This window comes from Nonomuraea sp. NPDC049709 (assembly GCF_040674815.1).
In the GTDB taxonomy this organism is placed as follows: Bacteria; Actinomycetota; Actinomycetes; order Streptosporangiales; family Streptosporangiaceae; genus Nonomuraea.
This window is the reverse complement of sequence record NZ_JBFANM010000021.1, coordinates 1-23,818: the sequence shown is the minus strand read 5'-3', so window position 1 is coordinate 23,818 and position 23,818 is coordinate 1. Positions and strand designations below refer to the sequence as shown.

Annotated in this window: 19 protein-coding genes; 5 read left to right on the top strand and 14 right to left on the bottom strand. The window is 73.3% G+C overall.

Annotation, left to right across the window (positions count from 1 at the left end):
- Positions 1–141 precede the first annotated feature (141 nt).
- The 13 genes from AB0J69_RS22180 to AB0J69_RS22120 all read right to left on the bottom strand — a co-directional run bounded on the left by AB0J69_RS22180 (position 142) and on the right by AB0J69_RS22120 (position 14,632).
- Positions 142–1,101: an arabinan endo-1,5-alpha-L-arabinosidase gene (locus AB0J69_RS22180; RefSeq protein WP_364120067.1), complete on the bottom strand. Its 960-nt coding sequence runs from the start codon at positions 1,099–1,101 to the stop codon at positions 142–144.
- A 321-nt stretch (positions 1,102–1,422) separates the two neighbouring features.
- Entirely contained in the window at positions 1,423–2,427 is a 1,005-nt protein-coding gene (locus tag AB0J69_RS22175; RefSeq protein ID WP_364120064.1) for a LacI family DNA-binding transcriptional regulator, read from the bottom strand.
- Positions 2,424–3,512 carry a Gfo/Idh/MocA family oxidoreductase gene (locus AB0J69_RS22170; protein WP_364120061.1) on the bottom strand — a complete coding sequence of 363 codons (1,089 nt, stop codon included), beginning with the start codon at positions 3,510–3,512 and terminating at the stop codon, positions 2,424–2,426. Before AB0J69_RS22170 ends, AB0J69_RS22175 begins: the two co-directional genes overlap by 4 nt.
- Positions 3,509–4,357, bottom strand: coding sequence for an amidohydrolase family protein (locus AB0J69_RS22165; RefSeq protein WP_364120059.1), 849 nt, complete (start codon positions 4,355–4,357; stop codon positions 3,509–3,511). Before AB0J69_RS22165 ends, AB0J69_RS22170 begins: the two co-directional genes overlap by 4 nt.
- A 34-nt stretch (positions 4,358–4,391) precedes the next feature.
- On the bottom strand, positions 4,392–4,853 hold the full coding sequence (locus tag AB0J69_RS22160) for a VOC family protein (RefSeq protein WP_364120056.1): 462 nt from the start codon (positions 4,851–4,853) through the stop codon (positions 4,392–4,394).
- Entirely contained in the window at positions 4,850–6,052 is a 1,203-nt protein-coding gene (locus AB0J69_RS22155) for an ABC transporter permease (RefSeq protein WP_364120054.1), read from the bottom strand. Before AB0J69_RS22155 ends, AB0J69_RS22160 begins: the two co-directional genes overlap by 4 nt.
- Positions 6,042–7,568: a sugar ABC transporter ATP-binding protein gene (locus AB0J69_RS22150; protein WP_364120051.1), complete on the bottom strand. Its 1,527-nt coding sequence runs from the start codon at positions 7,566–7,568 to the stop codon at positions 6,042–6,044. The genes AB0J69_RS22155 and AB0J69_RS22150 overlap by 11 nt, the downstream gene beginning before the upstream one ends.
- Positions 7,562–8,551: a sugar ABC transporter substrate-binding protein gene (locus AB0J69_RS22145; RefSeq protein WP_364120048.1), complete on the bottom strand. Its 990-nt coding sequence runs from the start codon at positions 8,549–8,551 to the stop codon at positions 7,562–7,564. Before AB0J69_RS22145 ends, AB0J69_RS22150 begins: the two co-directional genes overlap by 7 nt.
- Positions 8,552–8,587: 36 nt before the next feature.
- The gene (locus tag AB0J69_RS22140; RefSeq protein ID WP_364120046.1) at positions 8,588–9,562 is read right to left on the bottom strand and encodes a transketolase C-terminal domain-containing protein; all 975 of its coding nucleotides are present in this window, start codon (positions 9,560–9,562) and stop codon (positions 8,588–8,590) included.
- Entirely contained in the window at positions 9,555–10,511 is a 957-nt protein-coding gene (locus AB0J69_RS22135) for a thiamine pyrophosphate-dependent dehydrogenase E1 component subunit alpha (protein WP_364120043.1), read from the bottom strand. The genes AB0J69_RS22140 and AB0J69_RS22135 overlap by 8 nt, the downstream gene beginning before the upstream one ends.
- The gene (locus AB0J69_RS22130) at positions 10,511–11,857 is read right to left on the bottom strand and encodes a lyase family protein (RefSeq protein ID WP_364120040.1); all 1,347 of its coding nucleotides are present in this window, start codon (positions 11,855–11,857) and stop codon (positions 10,511–10,513) included. The genes AB0J69_RS22135 and AB0J69_RS22130 overlap by 1 nt, the downstream gene beginning before the upstream one ends.
- A gap of 2 nt (positions 11,858–11,859) precedes the next feature.
- Entirely contained in the window at positions 11,860–12,618 is a 759-nt protein-coding gene (locus AB0J69_RS22125) for an SDR family NAD(P)-dependent oxidoreductase (RefSeq protein WP_364120037.1), read from the bottom strand.
- Positions 12,619–12,727: 109 nt separating this feature from the next.
- Positions 12,728–14,632, bottom strand: coding sequence for an aldehyde ferredoxin oxidoreductase C-terminal domain-containing protein (locus AB0J69_RS22120; RefSeq protein ID WP_364120034.1), 1,905 nt, complete (start codon positions 14,630–14,632; stop codon positions 12,728–12,730).
- Between the two features lie 749 nt (positions 14,633–15,381).
- On the opposite strand from AB0J69_RS22120, the gene AB0J69_RS22115 reads away from it, so the two are divergent.
- The 4 genes from AB0J69_RS22115 (at position 15,382) to AB0J69_RS22100 (ending at position 22,626) form a co-directional block, all read left to right on the top strand.
- Positions 15,382–16,557 (top strand): ROK family transcriptional regulator, encoded by a 1,176-nt coding sequence (locus tag AB0J69_RS22115; protein WP_364120031.1) that lies wholly within the window; start codon positions 15,382–15,384, stop codon positions 16,555–16,557.
- Positions 16,558–16,697: 140 nt separating this feature from the next.
- Positions 16,698–17,870 carry a sugar phosphate isomerase/epimerase family protein gene (locus AB0J69_RS22110; protein WP_364120028.1) on the top strand — a complete coding sequence of 391 codons (1,173 nt, stop codon included), beginning with the start codon at positions 16,698–16,700 and terminating at the stop codon, positions 17,868–17,870.
- A 94-nt stretch (positions 17,871–17,964) separates the two neighbouring features.
- Positions 17,965–21,261: a PQQ-dependent sugar dehydrogenase gene (locus tag AB0J69_RS22105; RefSeq protein ID WP_364120025.1), complete on the top strand. Its 3,297-nt coding sequence runs from the start codon at positions 17,965–17,967 to the stop codon at positions 21,259–21,261.
- Between the two features lie 105 nt (positions 21,262–21,366).
- Positions 21,367–22,626: a cation:proton antiporter gene (locus AB0J69_RS22100; RefSeq protein ID WP_364120022.1), complete on the top strand. Its 1,260-nt coding sequence runs from the start codon at positions 21,367–21,369 to the stop codon at positions 22,624–22,626.
- On the opposite strand, the gene AB0J69_RS22095 is transcribed toward AB0J69_RS22100, so the two are convergent.
- The gene (locus tag AB0J69_RS22095; RefSeq protein WP_364120019.1) at positions 22,597–23,451 is read right to left on the bottom strand and encodes a hypothetical protein; all 855 of its coding nucleotides are present in this window, start codon (positions 23,449–23,451) and stop codon (positions 22,597–22,599) included. The genes AB0J69_RS22100 and AB0J69_RS22095 overlap by 30 nt on opposite strands.
- 10 nt (positions 23,452–23,461) lie before the next feature.
- Between AB0J69_RS22095 and AB0J69_RS22090 the strand changes: the two genes are divergently transcribed.
- Positions 23,462–23,818, top strand: a 357-nt coding sequence (locus AB0J69_RS22090) for a hypothetical protein (protein WP_364120017.1), incomplete at its 3' end; no start/stop codon positions are given.

Sequence of the window (23,818 nt, the reverse complement as noted above, 5' to 3'; positions counted from 1 at the left end):
ATACGGGAGTCGAAACGTTTCGCACAACGCTAAAGTCCGGTTTGTGGGGATGTCAATGATTTGTATTCGGATGCCCGAAAAGGAAGCCCTCAGGGCGGCCGCCGGCCCGGGCGGTCGGTGCCTGCCCGGGCCGGCGTCCCTCTAGTACACGTACGGCCAGCCGGCAGAGTCCCAGCCGATGAGGTTGATCCCCAGCTTGGGCGTGCCGTTGTCGGCTCCGTCGTAGTAGTGGTAGACGAGCAGGTCGCCGTCCACGTCGGACATGACGCTCTGGCCGCCGGGGCCGATGTAGCGGCCGTGGGTCTCCAGGACCGTCGTGCCGCCGCCGCTCAGCATGGACCTGCCCGAGCGGTCCACGTACGGGCCGGTGGGGCTGGCGGAGCGGCCGACCTTGATCTTGTACGTGCTGCTCGTGCCCGCGCAGCACCGGTCGTAGGAGGCGAACAGGTAGTAGTGACTGCCGTGCCTGACGATGTCGGGCGCCTCGACGGCGTAGGGGGCGTCGGGCCGGGTGGCCAGGTGGTGGAGCGTCCGGTCGGAGGAGTGGCGCTTGCCGGTCGAGGGGTCGAGCCGGATCATGCGGATGCCGGTCCAGTAGGAGCCGAAGCTCAGCCACCACCGTCCCGAGGAGTCGACCAGCAGGTTCGGGTCGATGGCGTTGTGGTCGTCGCTGGTCGTGGTCGCGTGGACGACGCCCTGGTCGCTCCACGTGCCGGGCAGGCCGGTGGAGCTGGTGGCCAGGCCGATGGCGGAGTTGTTGGAGCCGAAGCTGGAGACCGCGTAGTACATCAGGTATCTCCCGCCCTGCTGGGAGATGTCCGGTGCCCACGGGTCGTTGCCCGACGAGTACGTCCGCCACCACGACGGCGGCGTACGGAAGGCCGATCCCGCGCGGGTGAAGTCGATCCGGTCGGTGGAGGTGCGGGCCTCCAGGTAGCCGTGGGTGGAGTAGAGCACGTAGCCGGACGACGTGCGGATCATCGTGGGGTCGTGCACGACGACGTCCCCGGTGACCCGGCCGGGATCGGGGTAGGCGAGCGCGGCGCCCAGGAGCGGGAGCGCGGTCGCGGCGGCGATGACGAGACGGGACAGGCGGCGCAAGGGTCCTCCTCGGCATGGGGGTATGCCGGTTCGCCTGCCGGGGACGCTGCGCCGGTGCGTCGGCCCGCACTTTAGGCGCGGCCTTTCGCGGCCGTCAACCGGCTGTGAAACTTACATCGCCGCCTGTCCTCGGCTGAGCTGCGAGTACCCGGGGCGGCCTTGACAGGCCTTGTCAGAGTTCGTACGGTCGGGCCGCTTTCAGCCGGTGATGTTAACGCTAACATCACCGCCTGCCCGGGACGCTGCGCCGCGTCACCGTCCGGCCGGACCGCTCGTGTCCGGCCGGTTCCCGCCATGGCAGGAGTCAGCTCATGACAGAGCTCATCGGTTCGGGGGAGCGGTCGAGCGGCGCTGGATCAGCTCGATCGGGCCCGCCAGCACCTCGGCCACCGTGTCGTCGGGCTTCAGGCTGCCCAGCAGCGTCACGCCCCGCCGGCCCAGCTCCGCCAGCGGCATCCGCACCGTGGTCAGCGCCGGGTAGAGGTAGCTGGCCAGGTCGAGGTCGTGCACGGCGACGATCGAGACGTCCCGGGGGATCTCCATCCCGGCCGCGCGCACCCCCTCCATCGCCCCGATGGCCGAGGCCACGTTCGCCACGAACACCGCCGTCGGCGGCTCGGCGGCGGCCAGCAGCCGGGCCATGGCCGCCGCCCCGCCCGCCGGGGTGTAGTCGGCCGCCACGATCGGGCCCTCGGGCAGGCCCGCGTCGCGCATCGCCGCCGAGTAGCCGGCCGACCTGCGGGCGGCCGTGTCGGCGCGCGACGGGCCGGCCAGGTGGGCGATGCGGCGGTGGCCGAGGCGTACGAGGTGTTCGACCGCGAGCGCGGCGGCCCGCTGGTCGTCGAGGATGACGTACCGCTTGACGCCCCTGCTGCGGTTGTTGAGCATCAGCCACGGGATGGCCGCCTGGTCGAGCTGCGCGGTGAGTCCCGACTCGTCGCCGGCCCCGGCCAGCAGCAGCCCGTCGATGCGGCCCTGCCCGATCCGGTCCATGTACTCGCCCAGCCCGGCGCCCGTCGCGCTGCCGGTGACCAGCACGTATCCCTGCGCGGCCGCCTCCGCCTCCGCGCCCTTGATGATCTCGGCGTAGACCGGGTTGGCGAAGTCGGGGATGAACAGCCCGAACATGTGCGCCCTCGACGTGCGCAGGCTGCGCGCGGCGACGTTGGGCCGGTAGCCCAGCTCATCGATCGCGGCCAGCACCCGCTCCCGCGTCTCCGGCCGGATGTTGAGCGTGGGGTCCTTGTTGACGACGCGCGAGACGACGGCCCGATCCACCTTCGCGATGGCCGCCACGTCGGCGAGCGTGACCCGGGTGCGCTTCATGAGGACGATCCTGGCCGCCGGCTCTCGCCGCTGTCCATGGAGCGGTAGAGCGCGTCGAGCAGGCGCAGCGTGCCGAGGTTGTCGGCGCCGGAGGTCTCCGGCTCGCCGCCCTCGGCGACCGCCCGCAGCAGCGACCCCATCGGCCCGGCCACCGCGTCGGGCAGCCAGCGCCGGGTCACCGGGTACGGCAGCCAGCCGTCCGTCGGCAGCGCCCGGCTGTTGACCTCCAGGGTGTCGGGGCGGCCGTGCGGATAGTCGTACAGCAGGCCGAGCGTGCCCTTGATCGCGCCCTCGGTCCCGTCGATGCGGAAGGACGCCTCCTGGTCGCCGGCGCGGTTCTCGTGCGTGGCGTGCACCAGCGCCCGCACCTCGCCCGGGTAGACCAGCGTGCTCATCGTGCGCGTCTCGCCCTTGGCGACCTGGCCGGGCGTGCGGCTGCCGGTGCAGAAGACCACCTCGGGGTCGCCCAGGATCGAGCGGATCGCGTCGAGGTAGTGGATCGAGTGGTAGACGATCTCCAGCCGGTCGGTGGCGACGAGCCAGTCCCAGGCGCTCCAGTCGGTGAGGATGTTCACGGTGAACGTCATCGCCGTCGGCTCGCCGATCCACCCGGCGCGCACCATCGCGCGGGCGGCGGCGATGCCCTCGTCGAAGCGGAGCTGCTGGTTGACCGCGATCTTGAGCCCGGTGGCCGCCGCCAGGTCCACCAGCCCCTGGCCGGTGGCGACGTCGGGGGCGAACGGCTTCTGGCACAGCAGGTGCCTGCCCGCCGCCAGCGCCGCCCGCGCGATGCCGGGCTGCGCCTGGGGCGCGACCGCGATGTCCACCACCGCGACCCGCTCGTCGGCCAGCAACTCCGCCAGCGACCCGTACGTCCTGGGCACCCCGTGACGGGCGGCCACCTCGGCCGCGCGCTCGCCGTCGAGGTCGAACAGCCCGGTCACCTCCAGCCCGGCCTGCCGGTAGGCGGGCAGGTGAGCCACGTCCACGATGGCGCCGGCCCCGACGACGGCGATCGGCAGGCGGTGCGCCGGCGGGATCGTCAGGTCGGCGGCGGCCGCGATGGGTGCGAAAACGTCGATCACGAGGAAGCCTCCCGCATGCGGTAGAAGTGGGTCGCGGTGCCGCCGAGCACCATGGCGCGCTCGATGTCGCCCAGGCCCGACAGCGCGACCCGAGTCTCCCGCCACACCCGCTCGTAGTCTCCGGCCAGCAGAGCCACGGGCCAGTCGCTGCCGAACATCAGCCGCCCGGGCCCGAACAGCTCCACCGCGTGCTCCACGTACGGCCGCAGGTCCTCACCCGTCCAGCCGGCCGCGGCCGCGGTGTTCAGCCCTGACACCTTGGCGTACACCCCCGGGCACTCCGCCGCGCGGGCCAGCAGCGACGCCCAGGGCTCCCAGCCCTGCTCTGCGATCGGCGGCTTGGCCAGGTGGTCGATCACCATCCGCAGCCCCGGCACCCGCTCGGCCAGCACCGGCACGTGCTCCAGATGCCGCGGCAGCACCGCCACCACGTCGAACGGCAGCTCCAGGCCGGCCAGCAGCCGCAGCCCCTCGATCACCTCGTCCCGGACCACCCAGTCGGGGTCGGGCTCGTCGTGGATGAGATGCCTGATCCCGGCGAACTTGGGCTGCCGCCGGTACCGCTCCAGCGCCCGCGCCGCCTCCTCCGGCCGGTCGAGCGGCACCCAGCCCACCACCGCGCCGATGAAGTCGTGTGCGGCGGCCTGCGCGAGCATGGCGTCGGTGTCGGCGTAGGAGTCCATCGACTGCACCAGGACCGTGCGCTCCACCCCCGCCGCCGCGAGCTGGGGGATGAGCTCCTCCGGCTCGAACGTACGGAAGATCGGCCCGGACTCCGGAGTCAGCCACGGGTACGAACCCGTCCGCAGATTCCAGAAGTGCTGGTGGGCGTCGACGACGGTCATCCAGCCCCTCCTTCCAAGATCAATCGTTTGAGCGTCACAAGGTAGCAGGAGGTTGGACGAGCTCCAGCGTGATCTCGTCAGGGTCGAGGAAGTAGCAGGCGTAGCCGCCCCTGTTCACGCCCGCCGTGATCTCGGCCGGCGGGTTGACGAACCGTACCCCGGCCGCCGCCAGCCGGGCGTGCTCGGCGCGGGCGTCCTCGACCGTGAGCGCCAGGTGGGCCGCGCCGGGCAGGTGGCGGGCCGGGTCGCGGGGCTCGCCCCGGGGCCGGACGTACTCGACCAGCTCCAGGTCGTGCGTGGAGACGCCGCGCGGCTGGCCGGGCACGGCGAGCTGGGCGACGCGCAGCACGGCGTCCGGGTAGCCGACGAGCCGGCGGGTGTAGTCGTTGTCCTGCTCCTGCCGGTGCACCAGCGTGAAGCCGAGCAGGTCGCGGTAGAAGGCCACGGACCTGTCGAGGTCGGCGACGGTGAAGGAGAAGTGCCAGACGCCCCTCATCGCAGCGCCTCCTGTCTGACCGGTACCTGCGGTTTCGACGATTCCCGTACCCGTTTCACCTGCCGCTGGCGGCCGGCGACGGTGTAGATGGCGGCGGCCACGACGACGACCGTGCCGACGATGACCCCCTGGTAATTGGCGCCGAGGTTGAGCACGTTGAAGCCGTTGTCCAGGGTGAACAGGATGAGCGCCCCCACCACCGACTTCAGCACGCTGCCCAGGCCGCCGAACAGTGAGGTGCCGCCGAGGATGGCCGCGGCCAGCACGGTCAGCTCGGTGCCCTGCAGGCCCGTCGGGTTGATGGCCAGCAGCTTGGCGGCGAACAGGATGCCGACGAAGCCGGAGCCGAGCCCGTTGAGGACGAACGCGCCGATCCGGTAGCGGTTGACGTTGATGCCGGACAGGCGGGCGGCCTCGGCGTTCGCGCCGACCGCGTACAGGCGGCGGCCGATCACCGTGTACCGCAGCACCGCCCAGGTGATCCCGGCGATCACGATCAGGTAGTAGGTGGGCTTGCTCAGCCGCAGCTCGAACCCGAACACGGGGCTGAGCGCGATCGCCGCGACGCCCGCCACGAGCAGCGCGATCCCGGCGCTGCGAGAACGGCGCAGCAGCACCGCCACGCCGGCGGCCGCGGCCGCCACGCCGGCGATCGCCAGGACGTGCGGGACCGTCCAGTAGCCCGCCTGCAGGGCGATCAGCGAGCTCTGCGCGCCGGGGTCCTCGGCGGTAATCGTCCGGCCGTCCGTCAGGATGAGCACCAGCCCGCGCACGGCCGTCATCGTGCCGAGCGTGACGATGAACGCGTTGATGCCGACGAGCTGCACGATCAGCCCGTTCACCGCCCCGCACACCAGCCCAGCGCCGAGCGCGACCGCCATCGCCACCGGCAGGCCGAGCGGCGCCACCAGGCTGAGCACGGTCGCCGCCGAGAACGCCGCCACCGAGGCCACCGACAGGTCGAAGTTCCCGCTGATCAGCACGACCGTGGTGAACACGGCCAGGATCGCGATCAGCGACGACTGGTCGAGGATGTTGATGATGTTCGTCGCCGACAGGTACGGCGGGCGGCCGAGTTGGGCCGACAGCAGCGTCAGCACGGCGACGATCAGCAGCAGGGCGTAGACCACGCCCGCGTTGCCGGGCCGCAGCGCCGCCCGCCACCGCGAACGCCGTGCCGTGGCAGTCTCAGGCGGCATCGTGCGCACCCCCCTCGCCGAATCCGTTCGCCAGCATCAGCAACTCCTCCTCGGATGTCTCGTGTGCCGCCCGTTCGGCGACGATCCGGCCCTCGCGCACGACCAGCACGCGGGTCGCCACCGCGAGGATCTCCTCGAACTCGCTGCTCACCACGAGCACCGCGCCACCGCCCGCGGCGAACCGTCGGACGAGCTCGAGGATGTCGGCCTTGGCGCCGACGTCCACCCCGGCGGTGGGCTCGTCGAGCATGAACACGCGGGCGCCGCCGTACAGCCACTTGCCGAACACGACCTTCTGCGCGTTCCCGCCCGACAGCTCGGTCGGCAGCGCGTCCGGGCCGGCGCAGACGATGCCGAGGTCGGCGATCGCCCGCCGGGCGCGCCCCCGCTCGTCCGGCTCGCGCGGCAGCGACCGGCCCGACGACAGGGACGCCAGGTCGGGCAGCGAGATGTTCTTCCAGATCGGGAACGTGTTCACCAGGCCCTGGGAGCCGCGGTCCTCGGGCACGAGCGCCATGCCCGCGGCCACGGCGGCGCGCGGGGTGCGGCGGACCGGCCTGCCCTCGACCCGCACCTCGCCGCTCGCCCGCGGGTCGGCGCCGTAGACGGCGTGCAGGATCTCCGAGCGGCCCGAGCCGAGCAGCCCGGCCAGCCCGATCACCTCGCCCGCCCTGGCCTCGAACGACACCTCCCGCACGCCGGCCGCCGAGCTCAGCCCGCGCACCGACAGCAGTACCGGCGCGTCCGGGGCGACCGGCTCGGCGCTGCGCCGCTCCACGCCCAGCAGGTCCCGGCCCACGATCGCCTGGACCAGGCGGTCCTCGTCGTAGCCGGCGGTGGCGCCCTCGGCCACGACCGTGCCGTCGCGCAGGACGGTGACCCGGTCGGTCAGGGAGAGCACCTCGTCCAGGAAGTGCGAGACGTACAGGAAGGCCGTGCCCTGCGCGGACAGCCTGCGCACGACGTCGAACACCACCTGCCGCTCGCCCTCGGCCAGCGAGGCGGTCGGCTCGTCCATCACGACCAGCTCCGCGCCGGTGGCCAGGGCCTGCAGGATCGCCACCATCTGCCGCTCGCCGATGGCCAGGTCGGCCACCTCGGCGTCCGGGTCGATGGCGTAGCCGACCCGCTCCAGCAGCCGGGCGAACTCCGCGCGCCGGGAGCGGGGCAGCCGCCAGGGGCCGCCGGTGCCGAGGAAGACGTTCTCCAGCACGGTGAGCGTGGGGGCGAGCGGCACGTGCTGCATGATCGTCGCCACCCCCGCCTTCCGGGCGGCGCCGGGGGTGCGCCAGTCGATCTCCTCGCCCTTCCACCGCACGACGCCCGAGGTCGGCGGGTGGGCGCCGGCGATGACCTTGATCATCGTGGACTTGCCCGCGCCGTTCGCCCCGACCAGGCCGTGCACGCTGCCGGGGTGGACGGTCAGGCGGGCGTCCCGCAGCGCGACGGTGCCGTTGGGGAACTCCTTGCCGATGCCCTCCAGGGACAGCAGGGGTGTTCCGGCTGCGTCTACCATTGCGGCGTGCATTGGGCGAGGTTGTCCTTGGTGATCGCCGGGGTGTCGTAGGTGACGAAGGCCGCGTCCTGCTTCTTCTCGCCGGTCAGGTGCTGGTAGAGGGTGTCCAGGGCGAGCGCGCCCAGGTCCTCCGGCTTGTAGCAGACGGTGCCGGCGATGGCGCCCGACCTCACCGCGTCGATCCCGAGCTTGCTGCCGCCGATGCCGACGATCTTGGCCTTGGAGCCGGCCGCGGCGACCGCCTTGGCGCAGCCCACCGCCATGTCGTCGGACTGGGCGTAGAACAGCTGCGTGTCGGGGTTGGAGGAGAGCATGTTCTGGCAGGCCGACTGGGCCTTGTCCTGCACCCAGTCGCCCGGCTGGCGGGCCACGACCTCGTACTTCGCGCCCTTGGCCGCGGCGGCCGTCGGGAACTCCTGATAGCGGTTGACCACCTCGGCGAAGCCGGCCTGGCCCTCCACGATCGCCAGCTTGCCGCCGCCCGGCACGACGCCGGCGGCGATCTCGCCGGCCTTGCCGCCGGCCGCGTACTCGTCCTGGGTGACCAGCGCCACCAGCCCCGGGTACACGTCCTTGAGCTGGCGCTTCTTCGGGTCGCCGACCTGCGAGGCCACCGCGACCGTGGGGATGCCCGACGCCTTGAGCCGGTCGGCCAGCCCCTGCGCCACGCCGGAGTCGACGGGCAGGATGAGCACGCCGTCGGGCTGCTGGGCGATGAGGTCCTGGATGTCGTTGCTCTGCTTGTCCGCCTTGCCCTGGGCGTCCAGCTCGACGATCCGCACGCCGAGCTTGGCGGCCTCCTCCTTGATGCCCTTGCCGATGGCAGCCGGGAAGGGGAAGCTCAGGCCCAGGTTGGAGACACCGATGGTGTACTCCTTCTTGCCGTCGCCGCCGGTGCCGGTGCTGTCGCCGGTGCCGGTGGATCCGCCGCAGGCCGTCGCGCCCATGATCAGCGCGGCGGTGACGAGGAATGCCTTCTTCATGGTTCTCCTGCTAGTCAATCGTTTGACTACGGGTGGTCAGCCCTTGACCAGGGCCCGTACATCCCCCGTGATACGCGCGGCGTCCGGCACCAGGGCCTGCGCCAGCGCGGGCGCGGCCGGCATCCGCACGTCCGGCGTGCCGATCCGGATCGGCGGCGCCATCAGGTGCGCCCCCGCCCCCGCGACGCGGGCCACGACCTCCGCGCCGAAACCGCCGGTGACGTTCGCCTCGTGGACGACCGCGAGCCGGCCGGTGCGGCGCACGCTCTCGGTAACCGCCTCCGTGTCGAACGGGTTGAGCCACGGGGTCTCCAGCACCTCGGCCTCGATCCCCTCGCCGGCCAGCGTCCCGGCCGCCTCCAGCACGCGGTGCGTCATCGCGCCCCAGGTGACGATCGTGACGTCGGAGCCGGGGCGTCGGGTGCGGGCCCCGCCCATCGGCCGTACCGGGCCGCCGGTCTCGACGGGCTCCTTCCGGCCGAAGTAGAGCGTGCGGTTCTCGATCACCAACACCGGGTCGTCGCAGTGCACGGCGGTCACCAGCAGGTCGTAGGCGTCCTGCGGCGTGCTCGGCATGCACACCCGCAGCCCCGGCACGTGCAGGAACAGCGCCTCCAGGCACTGCGAGTGCTGCGCGCACGCGCCCGGCGCGTTGCCCTGCTGCGTACGGATCGTCAGCGGCGCCCGCAGCCGCCCGCCCGACACGTACCGGACGTTGGCCGCCTGGTTGACGATCTGGTCCAGCGCGACCAGCGAGAAGTCGGCCCACATGATCTCCACGATCGGGCGGCGGCCGAACATCGCCGCGCCCACCGCGCTGCCGAGGATGGCCGACTCGCTGATCGGGGTGTCGAACGCCCGCTCGCCGTGCTGCTTGCGCAGTCCCCGCGTCACCCCGAACACGCCGCCGGGCACGCCCACGTCCTCGCCGTAGACCAGGGTCTCCGGCAGCTCCTCCATGAGGCGGTGCAGGGCCGCGTTCACGGCCTCGCCGTAGGTCAGCTCACGCATACAGGTGCTCCATCGCTGTGGCGGGGTCGGCCAGGGGCGCGTCCTGCGCGGCCGCGGCGGCGGCGGCCATCTCGGCGCGCGCCCGGTGCTCCACCGCGTCGATCCGCTCGGCGGGCACGCCGTCGGCGAGCAGGCCCGCGCGCAGCCGGGCGATCGGCTCCCTGAGCCTGATCCGCTCCAGCTCGCCCGGCCGCCGGTAGGTCTCGGCGTCGCCGATGTAGTGGCCGACCAGGCGTTCGGTCATGCACTCCAGCAGCGTCGGGCCGCCGCCCTCGCGGGCGACCTCCACCGCGTCGCGCACGTGGAAGCGCACGGCCTCGGCGTCGTTGCCGTCGATCCGGTGCCCCGGCATGCCGTACGCGGCGGCGCGGTCGGCCAGGCGCGGGCTGCGCACCATGTCGGCGATCGGCGTCAGCTCCGAGTAGCGGTTGTTCTCGCAGACGAACACGACCGGCAGGGAGAACGCGGCGGCGAAGTTCATCGCCTCGTGCACCGCGCCCTGGTTCATCGCGCCGTCGCCGAACACGGTCACCGCGACCCGGTCCGAGCCGTCGAACCGGCCCGCCAGCGCCGCGCCGCAAGCGATCGGCGCGCCGGCGCCGACGATCGAGTTCTCGCCGTGGAAGCCGTACTCGGCGGCGGTGAAGTACGCCGAGCCGCCCCGGCCGCCGTTGACCCCGGTGGCCCGGCCCATCAGCTCGGCGAACAGCGGCTCCGCCGGAACACCCCTGGCCAGTGCCCAGCCGTGGCCGCGGTAGGTGGCGAACAGCGCGTCCTGAGGCTCCAGCGCGTCGCACGCGCCGACCGGGACGGCCTCCTGGCCGATGCACAGGTGCACCGAGCCGACGATCGGCCCGGCGGGATCTCCCGTGCGCAGGTCGCGCACCTTCTCCTCGAATGCGCGGATCCGCCACATGGCCAGCAGGTCCGCCAGCCTTCTCTCACTCATCACTTTCTCCAGGCGTCCAGTGCCGCGGCGCAGATCGCCCCGGCGTCGCCGATGTAGGACTCGGGCGGGATGGGCAGCCCGCCCAGGCTCTCCAGGTCGCCGGGCCCGGCCACGTCGCGCAGCGCGTCGGCCAGCTCCCGCCCGCTCCCGCGCGCCTCGTGCGCCGCCTTGTAGACCAGGTCGTGCGCGCGTTCCCGGCCCAGCGCCGGCGCCAGGCGCATCATGTACGCCTCCGCCATGATCAGGCCGCCCTCGGCGCCCAGGTTGGCCCGCATGACCTCCGGGTAGACCCGCAGGCCCACCGCGACCTCGGCGGCCGTGGCCAGCGCGCCCGCGGCCAGCTCGGCCAGCAGCGGCACGACGTACCACTCCACCTGCCACTCGCCGGCCGCCCGCTCGTGCCCCGCCTCCATCGCGCGGAACAGCCCGGAGCTGAGCGCGCCGGCGGTGCCGGACATGCCGATCACGGCCTCGCAGCCGATCGGGTTGGCCTTCTGCGGCATCGTGGAGGAGGCGCCCCGGTGGTGGCCGCCCGCCTCGCGCACCTCGCCCACCTCGGTCCTGGACAGGTCCACGACCTCGCGGGCGAAGCGGGCCGCCGTCGCCGACAGCGACGCGCACGTCACGCCGAACTCGGCCACGCCGTCCCTGGCCACGTGCCACGGGACCTCGGTCGTCCGCAGGCCGAGCAGCCCGGCCACGCCCGCGCGCACCTCAGAGGAGCGCTCGCCCATCGCGGCCGAGGTGCCGCCCGCGCCGAACAGCGACACGACCCGCACCCGCCGCGCCGCCGTGGCCACCCGCTCGCGCTGCCGCGTCACCTCCGCCAGCAGCACCGCCATCTTCGCCCCGAACGTCGTGGGCACGGCCTGCTGGGCGTGCGTGCGGGCGGCGATGACCGTGCCCGCGTGCTCGGCCACCATCCGGGCGACCGCGTCGCCGAACCCGGCCAGCAGCGCGGCCAGGCGGTCGAGCGCCTCGCCCATCTGCAGGGCCAGGCCGGTGTCCATGATGTCCTGCGTGGTCGCGCCGTAGTGGACGCGGCCGTTGGGCCCCTCGGGCAGGGCGGCGGAGATCATCCGTACCAGGGGGAGGATCGGGTAGCCCACGTTCACCGCCTCCGACCACAGGCGCGGGATGTCGATGTTGGCCGGCACGCAGGCCGCGGCGATGGCCGCCGCGTCCTCCCGGCCGATGACGCCCGCCTCGGCCTGGGCGCGGGCGAGCGCCGCCTCGGTGCGCAGCCAGGCCAGCACGGTCCGCTCGGCGGAGAAGATCTCGGCCATCTCGCCGTCGCCGAACAGCTCGGGCAGCAGCTTGAACGTCTGCCTCCTGGAGATCTCCAAGGTCAGTTCATCTCCAGTCCGCCGTCGACGTTCAGCGCTTGGCCCGTGATGAACGAGGACAGGTCGCTGGCCAGGAACAACACCGCCGAGGCGACCTCCTCGGGCCGCCCGGGCCGCTTCAGCGGCGAGCGCTCGCTGACCTCCTTCAGGTAGCCGGTGCCCGCGTCGGGACCGAACCGGCGGTCGCGGTCGCTGATGATCTCGTCCCACATGGTGGTCAGGAAGACACCGGGGCAGACCGCGTTCACCCGTACGGGGGCCAGCGCCTCGGCCGCCGACTTGGTCAGCGACAGCAGCGCCGTCTTGGTGGCCGAGTAGTGCGCGGCGTTGGGCCGGCCCGAGCGGGCGGCGACCGAGGCGAGCGTCACGATCGAGCCGGCGCCCTGCCCCGCCATCCGCCGGCCGGCGGCCTGGGTGAGCCAGAACGTGGCGTTCAGGTTGACGTCCACGATCCGCAGCCACTCCTCCGGCTCGATGTCGAGCAGGGGAGTGGTGCGCATGATGCCGGCGCAGTTCACCAGCACGTCGATCCGGTCGAGCCCGTCCACCAGGGCCTTCGCCTGCGCCCGGTCGGTGAGGTCGGCCGCCCGCGCCGTGACGCCCAGCCCGGCCGCCGCGCCGGACAGGCGGGGGCCCTCCAGGTCGGAGAGCACGACGTCCGCTCCGGCGTCGGCCAGCGCCCGGGCGCAGGCGAAACCGAGCCCTCCCGCGCCGCCCGTGACGAGCGCGGTGCGGCCCGTCAGGTCGATCGTGACAGCCATCCCCGATGGTCTCCCTCTGTCGGTCAAACGATTGACCAGAAGATAGCAGCGGGCTCACAAACCGAACAAGAGGGAGGTCAATCGTTTTTATTCGGAAGTTTCCCCACCTTTAGCGGTGGCTCCAGCCGAGCTCCGCGTAGAACGCCGCCCGGGCCCGCCCGAACGCGTCCCGGTCGAGCACGGCCCCCTTGTACCGCCCGTCGGTGATCGGCTCGTCGTGCAGCCGCGCCGGCAACTCCTCATCGAGCCGGCTCGGCCACCCGCCCGGCGCGCCTGCGGAGGCGGGGGAGGTCGTGTGGGGGGCGGGCTCTGGAGCGGAGGCGGGCTCAGGGGTGGTCTCGCGCAGGGCGTACGCGCGCATCCCGTCCAGCCGCGCCTGCCCCGCCGCCAGCAGGTCCTCCAGCGTGAACTCCGTGCCGAGCACGGCCGTGACCAGGGCGGTCAGGTGGTCGATGGTCAGCGGTCTGGTGGGGGAGGAGGCGAACACGCACAGGTTGAGCGCGTCCAGCCCGCTCCACAGCCGCAGCAGCCGGGCGCTGCGCCGCCCCCGCTCCTCGTCCAGCACCCCGGCCGGGGCGGGCTCGGCGCCGACCCGGGCGGCCTCGGGGAAGCTGTACGCCAGCCCGGCGACCGGGTCGAAGTCGAGGTCGTGCTCCAGGGCGTCGTAGCGCGGGCCGCCGGGGGCCAGCGCGTACCCGAGGCCGATGCCCGGTTGCGGGCGCGGGTCGAAGCACGGCAGCTCGGCGCCCTTGACCGTCATCGCGTACGCCTCCGCCCCCGGCCCGAGACGCCGCGCCGCCCGCGCCGACCCCTCGGCGAGCAGGTCGCCCAGAGCCCCGGACCGCGCGGCCACGTCCTCGATCAGCCCCGCCAGCGCCGCCGCGTCACCGAAGGCGGGACCGCCGGGCAGCAGGCCGTGCCCGGCGCACTCCATGGCGAAGGCGAGCGTCCCGCCGAGGGAGACGGGGTCGAGGCCGAGGTCGTTGCAGCGGGCGTTGGCGTCCAGGACGGTGTCGAGGTCGTCGATGCCGAGGTTCCATCCGAGCGACAGGAACGCCTCCTGCCCCAGCCCACCGGCCCGCCGCTCCCCGGCGGCCGCCGCGCGGTCGCCGGGTCGCCGTCCGGTGGGGGGCGCAGGTGGGGCGTACACCTTCAGGCAGTCGTTCGGGCAGCCCGGGCAGGCGCCGGTGGTCGAGACCGCGCGGCCGTCGTAGTCGCGGGCGGCCGGGACCCGCAGCCCCGGCGCGCCCGGTACGGAGAAGTTGCGGACCGAGGCGTAGCCCGCATCGAGCGGATCGCCCGCCCACCCCGCGAACCCGGGCAGCCCCGCCTGGAGCGCCGCCAGCGGGTTCGTGGCCAGCGACTCCCGGTAGTAGGCGGCCAGCCCGGCGACCGCCTCGGGATCCGCCACCTCGGCCGGCGCGTCGCCGTGGCACACGATGGCCTTGAGGTTCTTGGCGCCGAAGACCGCGCCCAGGCCGTACCGCCCGGCGGCGTAGGCGTAGTCGGTCACCACGCTCGCGTACCGGACGAGGTTCTCCCCGGCGGGCCCGATCGCCGCCACGTGCGCGCTCTCACCGTGCCGGGCCCGCAGCACGTCGGTCGTGGCGGCGGTGCCGAGTCCGCGCAGGTCGCCCGCGTCGTGCACCGTCACCTCCCCGCCCGCCACCAGCAGGTACGACAGCCGCTCCGCCCGCCCGAGCACGGCCAGCGCCTTCGCCCCGGCCCCCCGCATCCCGGCCGCGAACGGGCCCAGCGCGTGCGCCTCCCCGGCCACCCCCGTCAGCGGCGACTTGGCCAGGAACACCGCCTTGGCCAGCCCGGGCGCCGCCGTCCCGCCCAGCGTCCCGGCGGCCACGTAGAGCAGCGCCCGCGGATCGTACGGATCCAGCCCCGGAACGGTCCGCTCGCCCATCAACCGCAGCCCGAGAACGGACCCGCCATAGTGCCCCTTCTCCGACGATCGGTGTTCCTTCTCCACGTTCCCGCTGGTCAAGTCCACAATGAACGGCATGACAAAGCCTCCTAGAGCCGGCGAGGGGACCAGGAGCGGCACCACATCACACATCACCCGGCCCACGCAACCCTGGGGACGGACGCGTCATTCGCGCGCGGCGTCCGCACCCCTCCGGAGGGCCCCGACACCGCCGTGCGGGTGGACTCCTTCCAGCGGGGGCGCTGATCGTGGGCCCAGCCCGCGACGAGGGTGGCACGCTCCGGCAGGGCAGCCGTCCGCGCGAAGCGCCGCTCGCTCCTCCGGCCCGGCTTCGGCCGGAGCGAGCGGCTCAATGGACGTAGCCGCCGGCCGGGGCGGGTTCGATGCCGGTCCCGCCGGCGGACGAGCACGACTGGGCAACCTGTGGCGGGTGGGCAGCGGGCACGTGCGGCCGTGGTGAAGGTGCTGAGCATCGCCGCATTCCGTGCGGCGTGAACGAATGACGTGCACGGATCCGGCCCGGGTGGCATTTCCCTGGGCCCGCGTCTCGGCGCGACGGCGGGGTGTGGACCGGGCCGGATCCTTGGGGGGCGGAGGAGGGTGCTGGGAGAGGGATCAGGGGTGCGGGGCGGGCCGGAGGTTCGGTGAGCGCGTCGGGTACCACCTCCGGGTTCGCGCCCGTCCGGCGCGGAGAGCTCGGAAACTGCCGGACTTGCCCGGAAATTTCCGCCCGAGCACCGCATATGTCCGGCATATTTCGGGACGATAGATCCGACTTTTAATTCTTGTCAACATAAGTCGGTCGATCTCCGAAGTAAGGTAGATCCATGCCAAGCGATTCCAGCGGCCAGAGCGCCGGGGCGGGGGCGCTGCTGGCGATCCTCCGGGACGGGCAGGCCCGCACCCGAGGGGAGCTGGCCCGGCTCACCGGGTTGTCCAGGTCCACCGTCACCCAGCGGCTGGACGGCCTGATCGGCCAGCGCTGGGTCGTGGCCGGCGAGGGCTCGATCTCCTCCGGGGGCCGGCCGGCCGCGGTGTTCGCGTTCAACGGCGCCGCGCGTGTCGTGCTGGCCGCCGACCTGGGCGCCACCCACGCCCGCCTGGCCGTCCTCGACCTCGGGCTCAACGTGCTGGCCGAGCGGGCCGCCGAGCTGCTCGTCGACCGCGGGCCGGAGCGGACGCTGGGGGAGGTGGTCGCCGGCTTCCGGGAGCTGCTGGCCGCGACCGGGCACGACCTCGCGCAGGTGTGCGGGGTCGGAGTCGGCCTGCCGGGGCCGGTCGAGCACGGCTCGGGACGGCCGGTGAACCCGCCGATCATGCCGGGCTGGGACGGCTTCCCCGTGCCCGGCTGGCTCCAGGCGCGGCTGGAGGCCCCCGTGCTGGTGGACAACGACGTGAACGTCATGGCGCTGGGCGAGCACTGGGCCGCCGGACCGGCCGTCGACCACCTGATCTTCATCAAGATCGGCACCGGCATCGGCTGCGGCATCATCTCCGGCGGCCGCCTGCACCGGGGCGCGCAGGGCGCGGCCGGGGACGTCGGCCACATCCGGGTCCCCGCCTCGGAGGCGCCGTGCCGGTGCGGCAACGCCGGCTGCCTGGAGGCCGTCGCCGGGGGCGCCTCGATGGCCGCCGTGCTGCGCGCCGCCGGGATCGAGGCGCGCGGCAGCAGGGACGTGGTCGCGCTGATGCGCGCGGGCGACCTGCACGCCACCCGGCTGGTGAGGCAGGCCGGCCGCGAGGTCGGCGCGGTGATGGCCTCCATCGTGAACTTCTTCAACCCCTCCGTCATCGTGATCGGCGGGGACGTGGCCGAAGCCGGTGAGCAGGTGCTCGCGGGCGTGCGCGAGACGATCTACAGCCGGTCGCTCCCGCTGGCCACGCAGCACCTCGGCATCCGGGCCAGCGAGCTGGGCGACCGGGCCGGGGTCGTCGGCGCCGGCGTGATGGTGGTCGAGCACGTGCTCTCCCCGGACGCCATCGACCGGATCGTCGCCAGATGAGCACCATTGACCGGATCACCGCGGCGTAGTAACAATGGTGATCGTCTCGAGCTCCAGGGCGGTGGCATGCCCGGGGGGACGGGCACAGATCCGCCGCGACGTGGTCGGCGCACGCGTCCCTCAAGGAAGGGAACCCTCGCGTGAGCCATCACCGTGCCCCAGAAGAGCCGACTCCCGACGACCAGGTCCATGAGGAGCGGGAGCGGGCCGAGACGCTCCGCCGCCGGCTCGGGCTGAGCCGCCGCGGGCTGCTCGCCGCCACCACGGGCCTGGCCGCCGCGGCCGCCATCCCGTTCGCCCTGCCCACCGCGGCCGCCGCCCAGACCGGCGGTACGGGGTCGAGGCGAGTGCTCGTCCCGCCGGGCAAGCGCGGCATCATCCTCTACACCGTCCGCGACGCGATCTCCCGCGACCCGCTGGCCACCACCCTGCCCTCGGGCTTCCGCCGCGTGCTGGAGGCGCTGTCGGCCATCGGGTTCAGGCAGGTCGAGTTCGCCGGTTACCGCCAGCACGCCAACTCCGAGGGCGGGGCCAACCTGGAGACCGTCGAGGGCGCCCGGCTGCTGCGGAGCTGGCTGGACGACAACGGGCTGCAGGCCGAGGGCAACCACGGGTTCATCCCGGGCTCGTGGCCGCTGACGCAGGCCGACCTCGACCGGTTCAAGCAGACTCTGGAGATCGCGAACATCCTCGGCCTGGGCCACGTCGGCACCGGCTCCGACCCGACCGGGAGCGCGTACAAGGCCGACTGGGACGTCGCGGCGGAGAAGTGGAACGAGCTCGGCTCGATCGCCTGCCAGGCCGGGATCAAGCTCTACACGCACAACCACGACGCGGCCTACGCGTTCCTGCTCGACAGCGGCCCCCTCGACGAGCAGGGCCGGCCGACGCGCTCGTCCGGCATCCGCAAGCTGGAGTACTTCTTCACGATCAGCGACCCCGGGCGGGTCTACTTCGAGATGGACATCTTCTGGGCGCACGTGGCCCAGTTCAAGCACCGCACGTACACCGCGCCCGACGGGTCGGTCCAGACCGACGTCTTCGACCCGCTCGCCACCGTCCGGGCCCAGGAGAAGCGCTTCCCGCTGTTCCACGCCAAGGACGGCGCGTCCAACCCGGCCGTCCCGAACGGCTACGACATGGTGCCGTTCGGCACCGGCCACATCGACTACCGCCGCTTCTTCTCCAAGCTGCGGTCCCCCGGCTACCACAACCCGATGTACGAGCAGGACAACGCGCCCGGCACCGACCCGGCCCAGTCGCTGCGGTTCGCCGAGCTGAGCTACCGGAACATGGCCGCATTACGCGGCTGACGTAGACCGGACCGCCACGGGATCCCCTGCCGTTGCCGCGGCGGGCGTGGCGGCCCGGGTTCGTGACACTCCTCGTCCTAGGAGCAGCATCACCATGCAGCGTACCCTCGCGGTGCTCGGCAGCCTCGTGCTGACCGTCGCCACGCTGGCCTTACCGGCCCGAGCGCACGATCCGGCCACCGAGTGGTCGAGCTACGAGAAGATCACCCTGACCAAGAACGTGGGCGAGCCGATCGACCTGGCCGTCCTGCCCGACCGGCGGGTCCTGCACACCGCCCGCAACGGCGACATCCGCCTGACCGACCCCGCCACCGGCGTCACGAAGGTCGTCAACACGATCCCGGTCTACGCCAACTCCGAGGACGGCCTGCAGACGATCGCCCTCGACCCGGCCTTCGACGACAACAAGTGGGTCTACGTCTTCTACGCGCCCAGGACGATGTCGGCGCCGTATCCGGAGACCACGCCCACCGGTTCGGCGCCCAACACGCTGCCCGCCGGAGCCGACGAGACGTACTGGAACCAGTGGAAGGGCTACAACCAGCTGTCCCGCTTCAAGTGGACGGGCAACGCGCTGGACCTGTCCACCGAGCAGGTCATCATCAAGGTCGAGGTGCAGCGCGGCCAGTGCTGCCACGTCGCCGGCGACCTCGACTGGGACGCCGACGGCAACCTCTACCTCGCCACCGGCGACAACACCCCCGCCGGCACGCCCGGCGCCAACGGGATGGCGCCCAACAACGATGCCCCCGGCATGAACCCCGGCCTGGACTCCCGGCGCGGCGCGGGCAACAGCAACGACCTGCGCGGCAAGATCCTGCGGATCAAGGTGGCCGCGGACGGGACGTACACGGTCCCGGAGGGCAACCTGTTCGCGCCGGGGACGGCGGGCACCCGGCCGGAGATCTTCGTGACCGGCGTGCGCAACCCGTTCCGCATGGACGTGGACGCCGAGACCGGCACCCTGTCCTGGGCCGACTATGGCCCCGACGCCGGGACCGCCGACCCCAACCGGGGCCCGCTCGGCTACGTCGAGTGGAACATCACCCCGATCGACAAGCCCATGAACAGCGGCTGGCCGTACTGCACGGGCAACAACTTCAACTACAACGACTGGGACTTCGCGACCGCGCAGCCGGGGCCGTGGTTCGACTGCGCGGCCGGGCCGCGCAACACCTCCCGCTGGAACACCGGTCTCGACCAGCTCCCGCCCGCCGTGCCCGCCGACCTGTACTACGGCGACAACAGCACCCACCAGCCGGCCGAGTGGGCCGGGCTCGTCGACTTCGACCCGCAGGGCGGGCAGGGGCCGATGGGCGGGCCGGTCTACCACTACGACCCGGACAACCCGGCGCCCGGCAAGCTGCCCGAGTACTGGGACGGCAAGGCGTTCTTCGCCGAGTTCTCCCAGGACTACCTGGCCGCGTTCACCTTCACGGGCGCCGACGGCCCCGTCACGAAGATCGAGCACTTCCTGCCCAACAGCGCGCTGCGCACCGCCGCCCAGCCCCTCACCGACAGCCCGATGGACATCGAGTTCGGCCCGGACGGCTCCCTGTACGTGCTGGACTACGGCGACGGGTTCTTCCGCGCCAACCCCGACGCCGGCCTCTACCGCATCGACTACACCCCGGCCAACAAGACGCCCCAGGCCCGGATCACCGTGGACAAGACGTCCAGCAGCACCGCGCCGCTCACGGTCGCCTTCGACGCCACCTCCTCGCGGGACACCGAACCGGGCGCCCTGACGTACGAGTGGGACTTCGACGGCGACGGCACCTTCGACGGGACCGGCGCCACGGTCAGCCACACCTACACCGAGCTGGGCCAGTACGCGGCCCGGCTGCGCGTCACCGACTCCGGCGGGCGGGCCGGGCTCACCTCCGTCGAGATCACCGTGGGCAACACCGCGCCCGTGGTGACCGTCCAGACGCCACCCGACGGCGGGTTCTTCGACTGGGGGAACGCGCTGCCGTACCGGATCGGGGTGACCGACGCCGAGGACGGCGACAACCCGGTGTGCTCGCGGGTGCAGTGGACGTTCGGCCTGGGCCACGACACGCACGCGCACCCGGAGACCACCGGCACGGGCTGCGCCGGCGCCTGGCCGACCCCGGCGAGCGCGCCCGAGCACGGCGAGACGGAGAACATCTACGGCGTGGTCGTCGTGAGCTACCGCGACAACGGCGCCGGCAACATCCCCGGCGCGCTCGGCGAGGACACGCTCACCCTCAACCCGAAGCTGGCGCAGGCCGAGCACGCCGACGAGAGCAGCGGAGTCACGGAGACCCCGGACGACACCGCCTCGGCCAAGGCGAAGGTCACCTCGTTCGATCCCGGTGACTGGATCGCCTACGACCCCGTCCACTTCGCCGGGATCACCGGCGTGCGCACCACGGCCTCCGGCGCCGGCACGCTGTCCCTGAGGTGGAAGTCGCCGACGGCCGAGCCGTTCGCCACCGTGACGATCCCCGCCGGGGACGGCTGGCAGACGGTCACCACCGCGCTGGAGGGCCTGCCGGAGGGCACCGGCCGGCTGTACGTCACCTCCTCCGGCGGCGTGGAGCTGGACGCGTTCACCTTCCAGGGCAGTGGCGTGGCCGACACCACCCCGCCGGTCGTCACCGCCGCCCTCGCCCCGGCCCAGCCGGACGGCAAGGACGGCTGGTACACCGGCAACGTCACGCTCACCGTCACCGCCACCGACAACGGCACGGTCGCCAGCCGGCAGTACTCCCTCGACGGCACCACCTGGGCGAACGCCAACAACCCGGTCACCCTGAGCACCGAGGGCGCCAAGGAGGTCCGCTACCGGGCCACCGACAACGGCGGCAACGTCTCACCGGCCGGCACGCTCACCGTCAAGATCGACAAGACGAACCCGGTCCTGTCGATGACAGGAGTGGAGGCCAAGCCGTACGGCGACTCGGCGACGGTCACCCCCGTCCTGACGGCGACCGACGCGGCGTCGGGCGTGGCCGGGCTCACCGCCGAGATCGACGGCAAGGCCGTCGCGCCCGGGAAGCCGGTGCCGCTCTGGACGCTGCCGCTCGGCGAGCACCAGCTCACCGGCACCGCGACCGACCGGGCGGGCCGGACGGCCACCGCGACCGTGACCTTCCAGACCACCACCTCCTACGCCGACGTGCGGGCGCTGATCTCGCGGTTCCGGCAGTCGGGGGCGGTGACCGGGAAGGCCGCGTACGAGCTGCAGGAGCAGCTCGAGCAGGCCGAACGGCACGAGAAGAAGGGCAAGCGGGCGCTGGCCGTCTCGGCGCTCGAGCGGTTCGTGAAGATCGCCGAGCAGCGCGGGAACGTGCGGGACGCGGCGGCGCGGGCCGCGCTCGTACGCGACGCCAAGGCCCTGATCGAACGGCTGCGCACGGCGTAGCCGGGTGATCGCGCGCCCGGCCCGGCGATCGGGATGCCGGACCGGGCGCGCCACCCCTTGCCCGCCGGAGGGATAAGGGGCGATCTTGGGGGCAGCTGGCCCGGGATGTCCACCCTCGACCTCATCCTGGCCCTCGGCGGGGCCGCCGCCCTGCTCGCCGCGATCCTCCCCGAGGTGCTCGCCGGCCGCCCCCTCTCCCTGCCGCTGGTCTACCTGCTCGCCGGCGTGGTCCTGTTCGCGCTGCCCATCGGGTTGCCCGACCCCGACCCGATCGCCCACCGCACGGCCCTGGAGCACATCACCGAGCTGTGCGTCGTCATCTCCCTCATGGGCGCCGGCCTGGCGATCAACCGGCGGGCCGGGCCGCGCGGCTGGTCCACGACGTGGCGGCTGCTGGGCCTGACCATGCCGCTGACCGTGGCCGGGGTCGCCGCCGCGGCCATGGCCCTGCCCGGCTGGCCGATCGGCGCGGCGCTGCTGCTCGGGGCCGTGCTCGCGCCCACGGACCCGGTGCTCGCCTCCGACGTGCACGTGGGCGAGCCCGTGGACGCGGCGAACGCCGACGACGAGGTCCGCTTCGCCCTGACCTCGGAGGCCGGGCTCAACGACGGGCTGGCCTTCCCCATCGTGTACGCGGCCATCGCCGTGGCCACCGCCGGCGGCGCGGGCTGGCTGGGGGAGTGGGCGCTGGTGGACGTGCTCTACCGGACCGCGGCGGGCGTCGTCTCGGGGCTGCTGATCGGCCGCCTGCTCGGCAGGCTGTTCTTCCGCGCCAGGTCGGGCGGGCTGCGCCTGTCGGAGCGGCGCGACGGGTTCGTGGCGCTGGCCGCCACCTTCCTCGCGTACGGGGTGACGGAGCTCGCCCACGGGTACGGCTTCGTCGCGGTGTTCGTCACCGCCTGCACCATCAGGCGGGCGGAGCACGGGCACGGCTACAACAACGTCCTGCACGGCTTCGTGGAGCAGGTCGAGCGCCTGCTCACGGCCTGGCTGCTGCTCCTGCTCGGCGGCTTCGTCGCCACCGGCGGCCTGGCGGCGCTCACCTGGCGCGGCGCCGCCGTCGGGCTCCTGCTCCTGCTGGTGATCCGGCCGCTGGCCGGCTGGCTGACCCAGTGGCGCGGCCGGGCGGGGCCGAGGGAGCGGCTGGCGATCTCGTTCTTCGGGATCCGGGGGATCGGGTCGCTGTTCTACCTGGCGTACGCGCTGGGCGAGACGGGCTTCGGGGTGCCGGCCGAGGAGCTCTGGGCGGTGACCGGCTTCACCGTCCTGGCCTCGGTCGTGCTGCACGGGGTCACGGCCACCCCGGTGATGGACCGCGTGGACGCCATCCGCGCCTCACGCCGGGCCGAGGCTCCAGACCTGTAACAGGCCCCCGTCGTCCGCGCCGGCCAGGACGGGCCGGCCGTCCAGCTCCGCCAGCGCCAGCCGGCGGATCGGGCCGCCCTCGCCGGCCCCCAGCACGCCGACGATCTCGCCGTCGTCGAGGTTCCAGACCCGCACGACGACGTCGCCGCCCCACGGGGCGTGGGCCACGGCGGCGACGGGCACGTCACCGAGTCGCCCCGCCACCAGGGCGGCGGCTCCCCGGTCGTCGGGGCTCCGGACGCTGAAGTCCCACTTCTTCCGGCGCTTGCCCGTCGCCAGGTCGTACACGCGCAGGGACGCGTCCAGGTGCGTGCACACCAGGACGGGCTTGCCCTTCAGCTCGCCGCAGGCCAGCAGCTCGATGCCGCCGATCTCGCCCGTGTGGAACGAGTGCGTCTGCCGGCCCGTGGACAGCCGCCACACCCGGACCCGCTGGCCGCCGTCACCGGTGACGAGCACGTCGTGGCCGCCCAGCCTGCCGAACGCGAGCCCGTGGATGCCCTGGAAGTGGTCGTTGATCGTGGGGCCGATCTGCTTGCCGGTGGAGATGTCCCACAGGCGTACGCCGCTGCGCAGGTCCTTCATGCCGTCGTACTTCTGCGACACCGCGACCGCCCGGCCCGCGACCGTGACGGCCACTATGGGATCGCCCGCGCGGTGGGAGGCGAGGCTCTCGCCCCGCGGGCCCCACAGCCGCATCCGGCCATCACCGTGCCCGGAGGCCGTCACTTGCCGGCCGCCCAGCTCGCCGGCGGCCATGGCCGTCACCGCGCCACCGCCGTCGCCGAGCGAGGTGACGGCCGCGTTCAGATCCCACGCGACCACCGTCCCCTTGGTGGTCCCGCACACGACGGTGGCTCGGCTCGCGGCCATCGCCGCCGGCTCACCGCCGCTGCTCGCCACCGGAACCGGCCCCTTGACCGGCGTGCCGAACGGCTCGGCGGCCGCGGTCGGGCCGGGCGACGGGGACGCGGACGCCGACTTGGACGCCGACGGGGGCGGCGACGTGGACGGGGGCGCGGACGCGGTGGCCGACGGTGACGTGCCGCCGTCCGCCCGCAGCGAGCCGCTTCCCGGGCGCAGCACGGCGAACGCCGACACCCCGATGGCGGCCCCGGCGGTGAGCCCACGAGACCAGGACCAGGTCCGCGTGGGTCCGGGCGGCCGCCGAGCGGGTGGTCAGCGGCGGCTG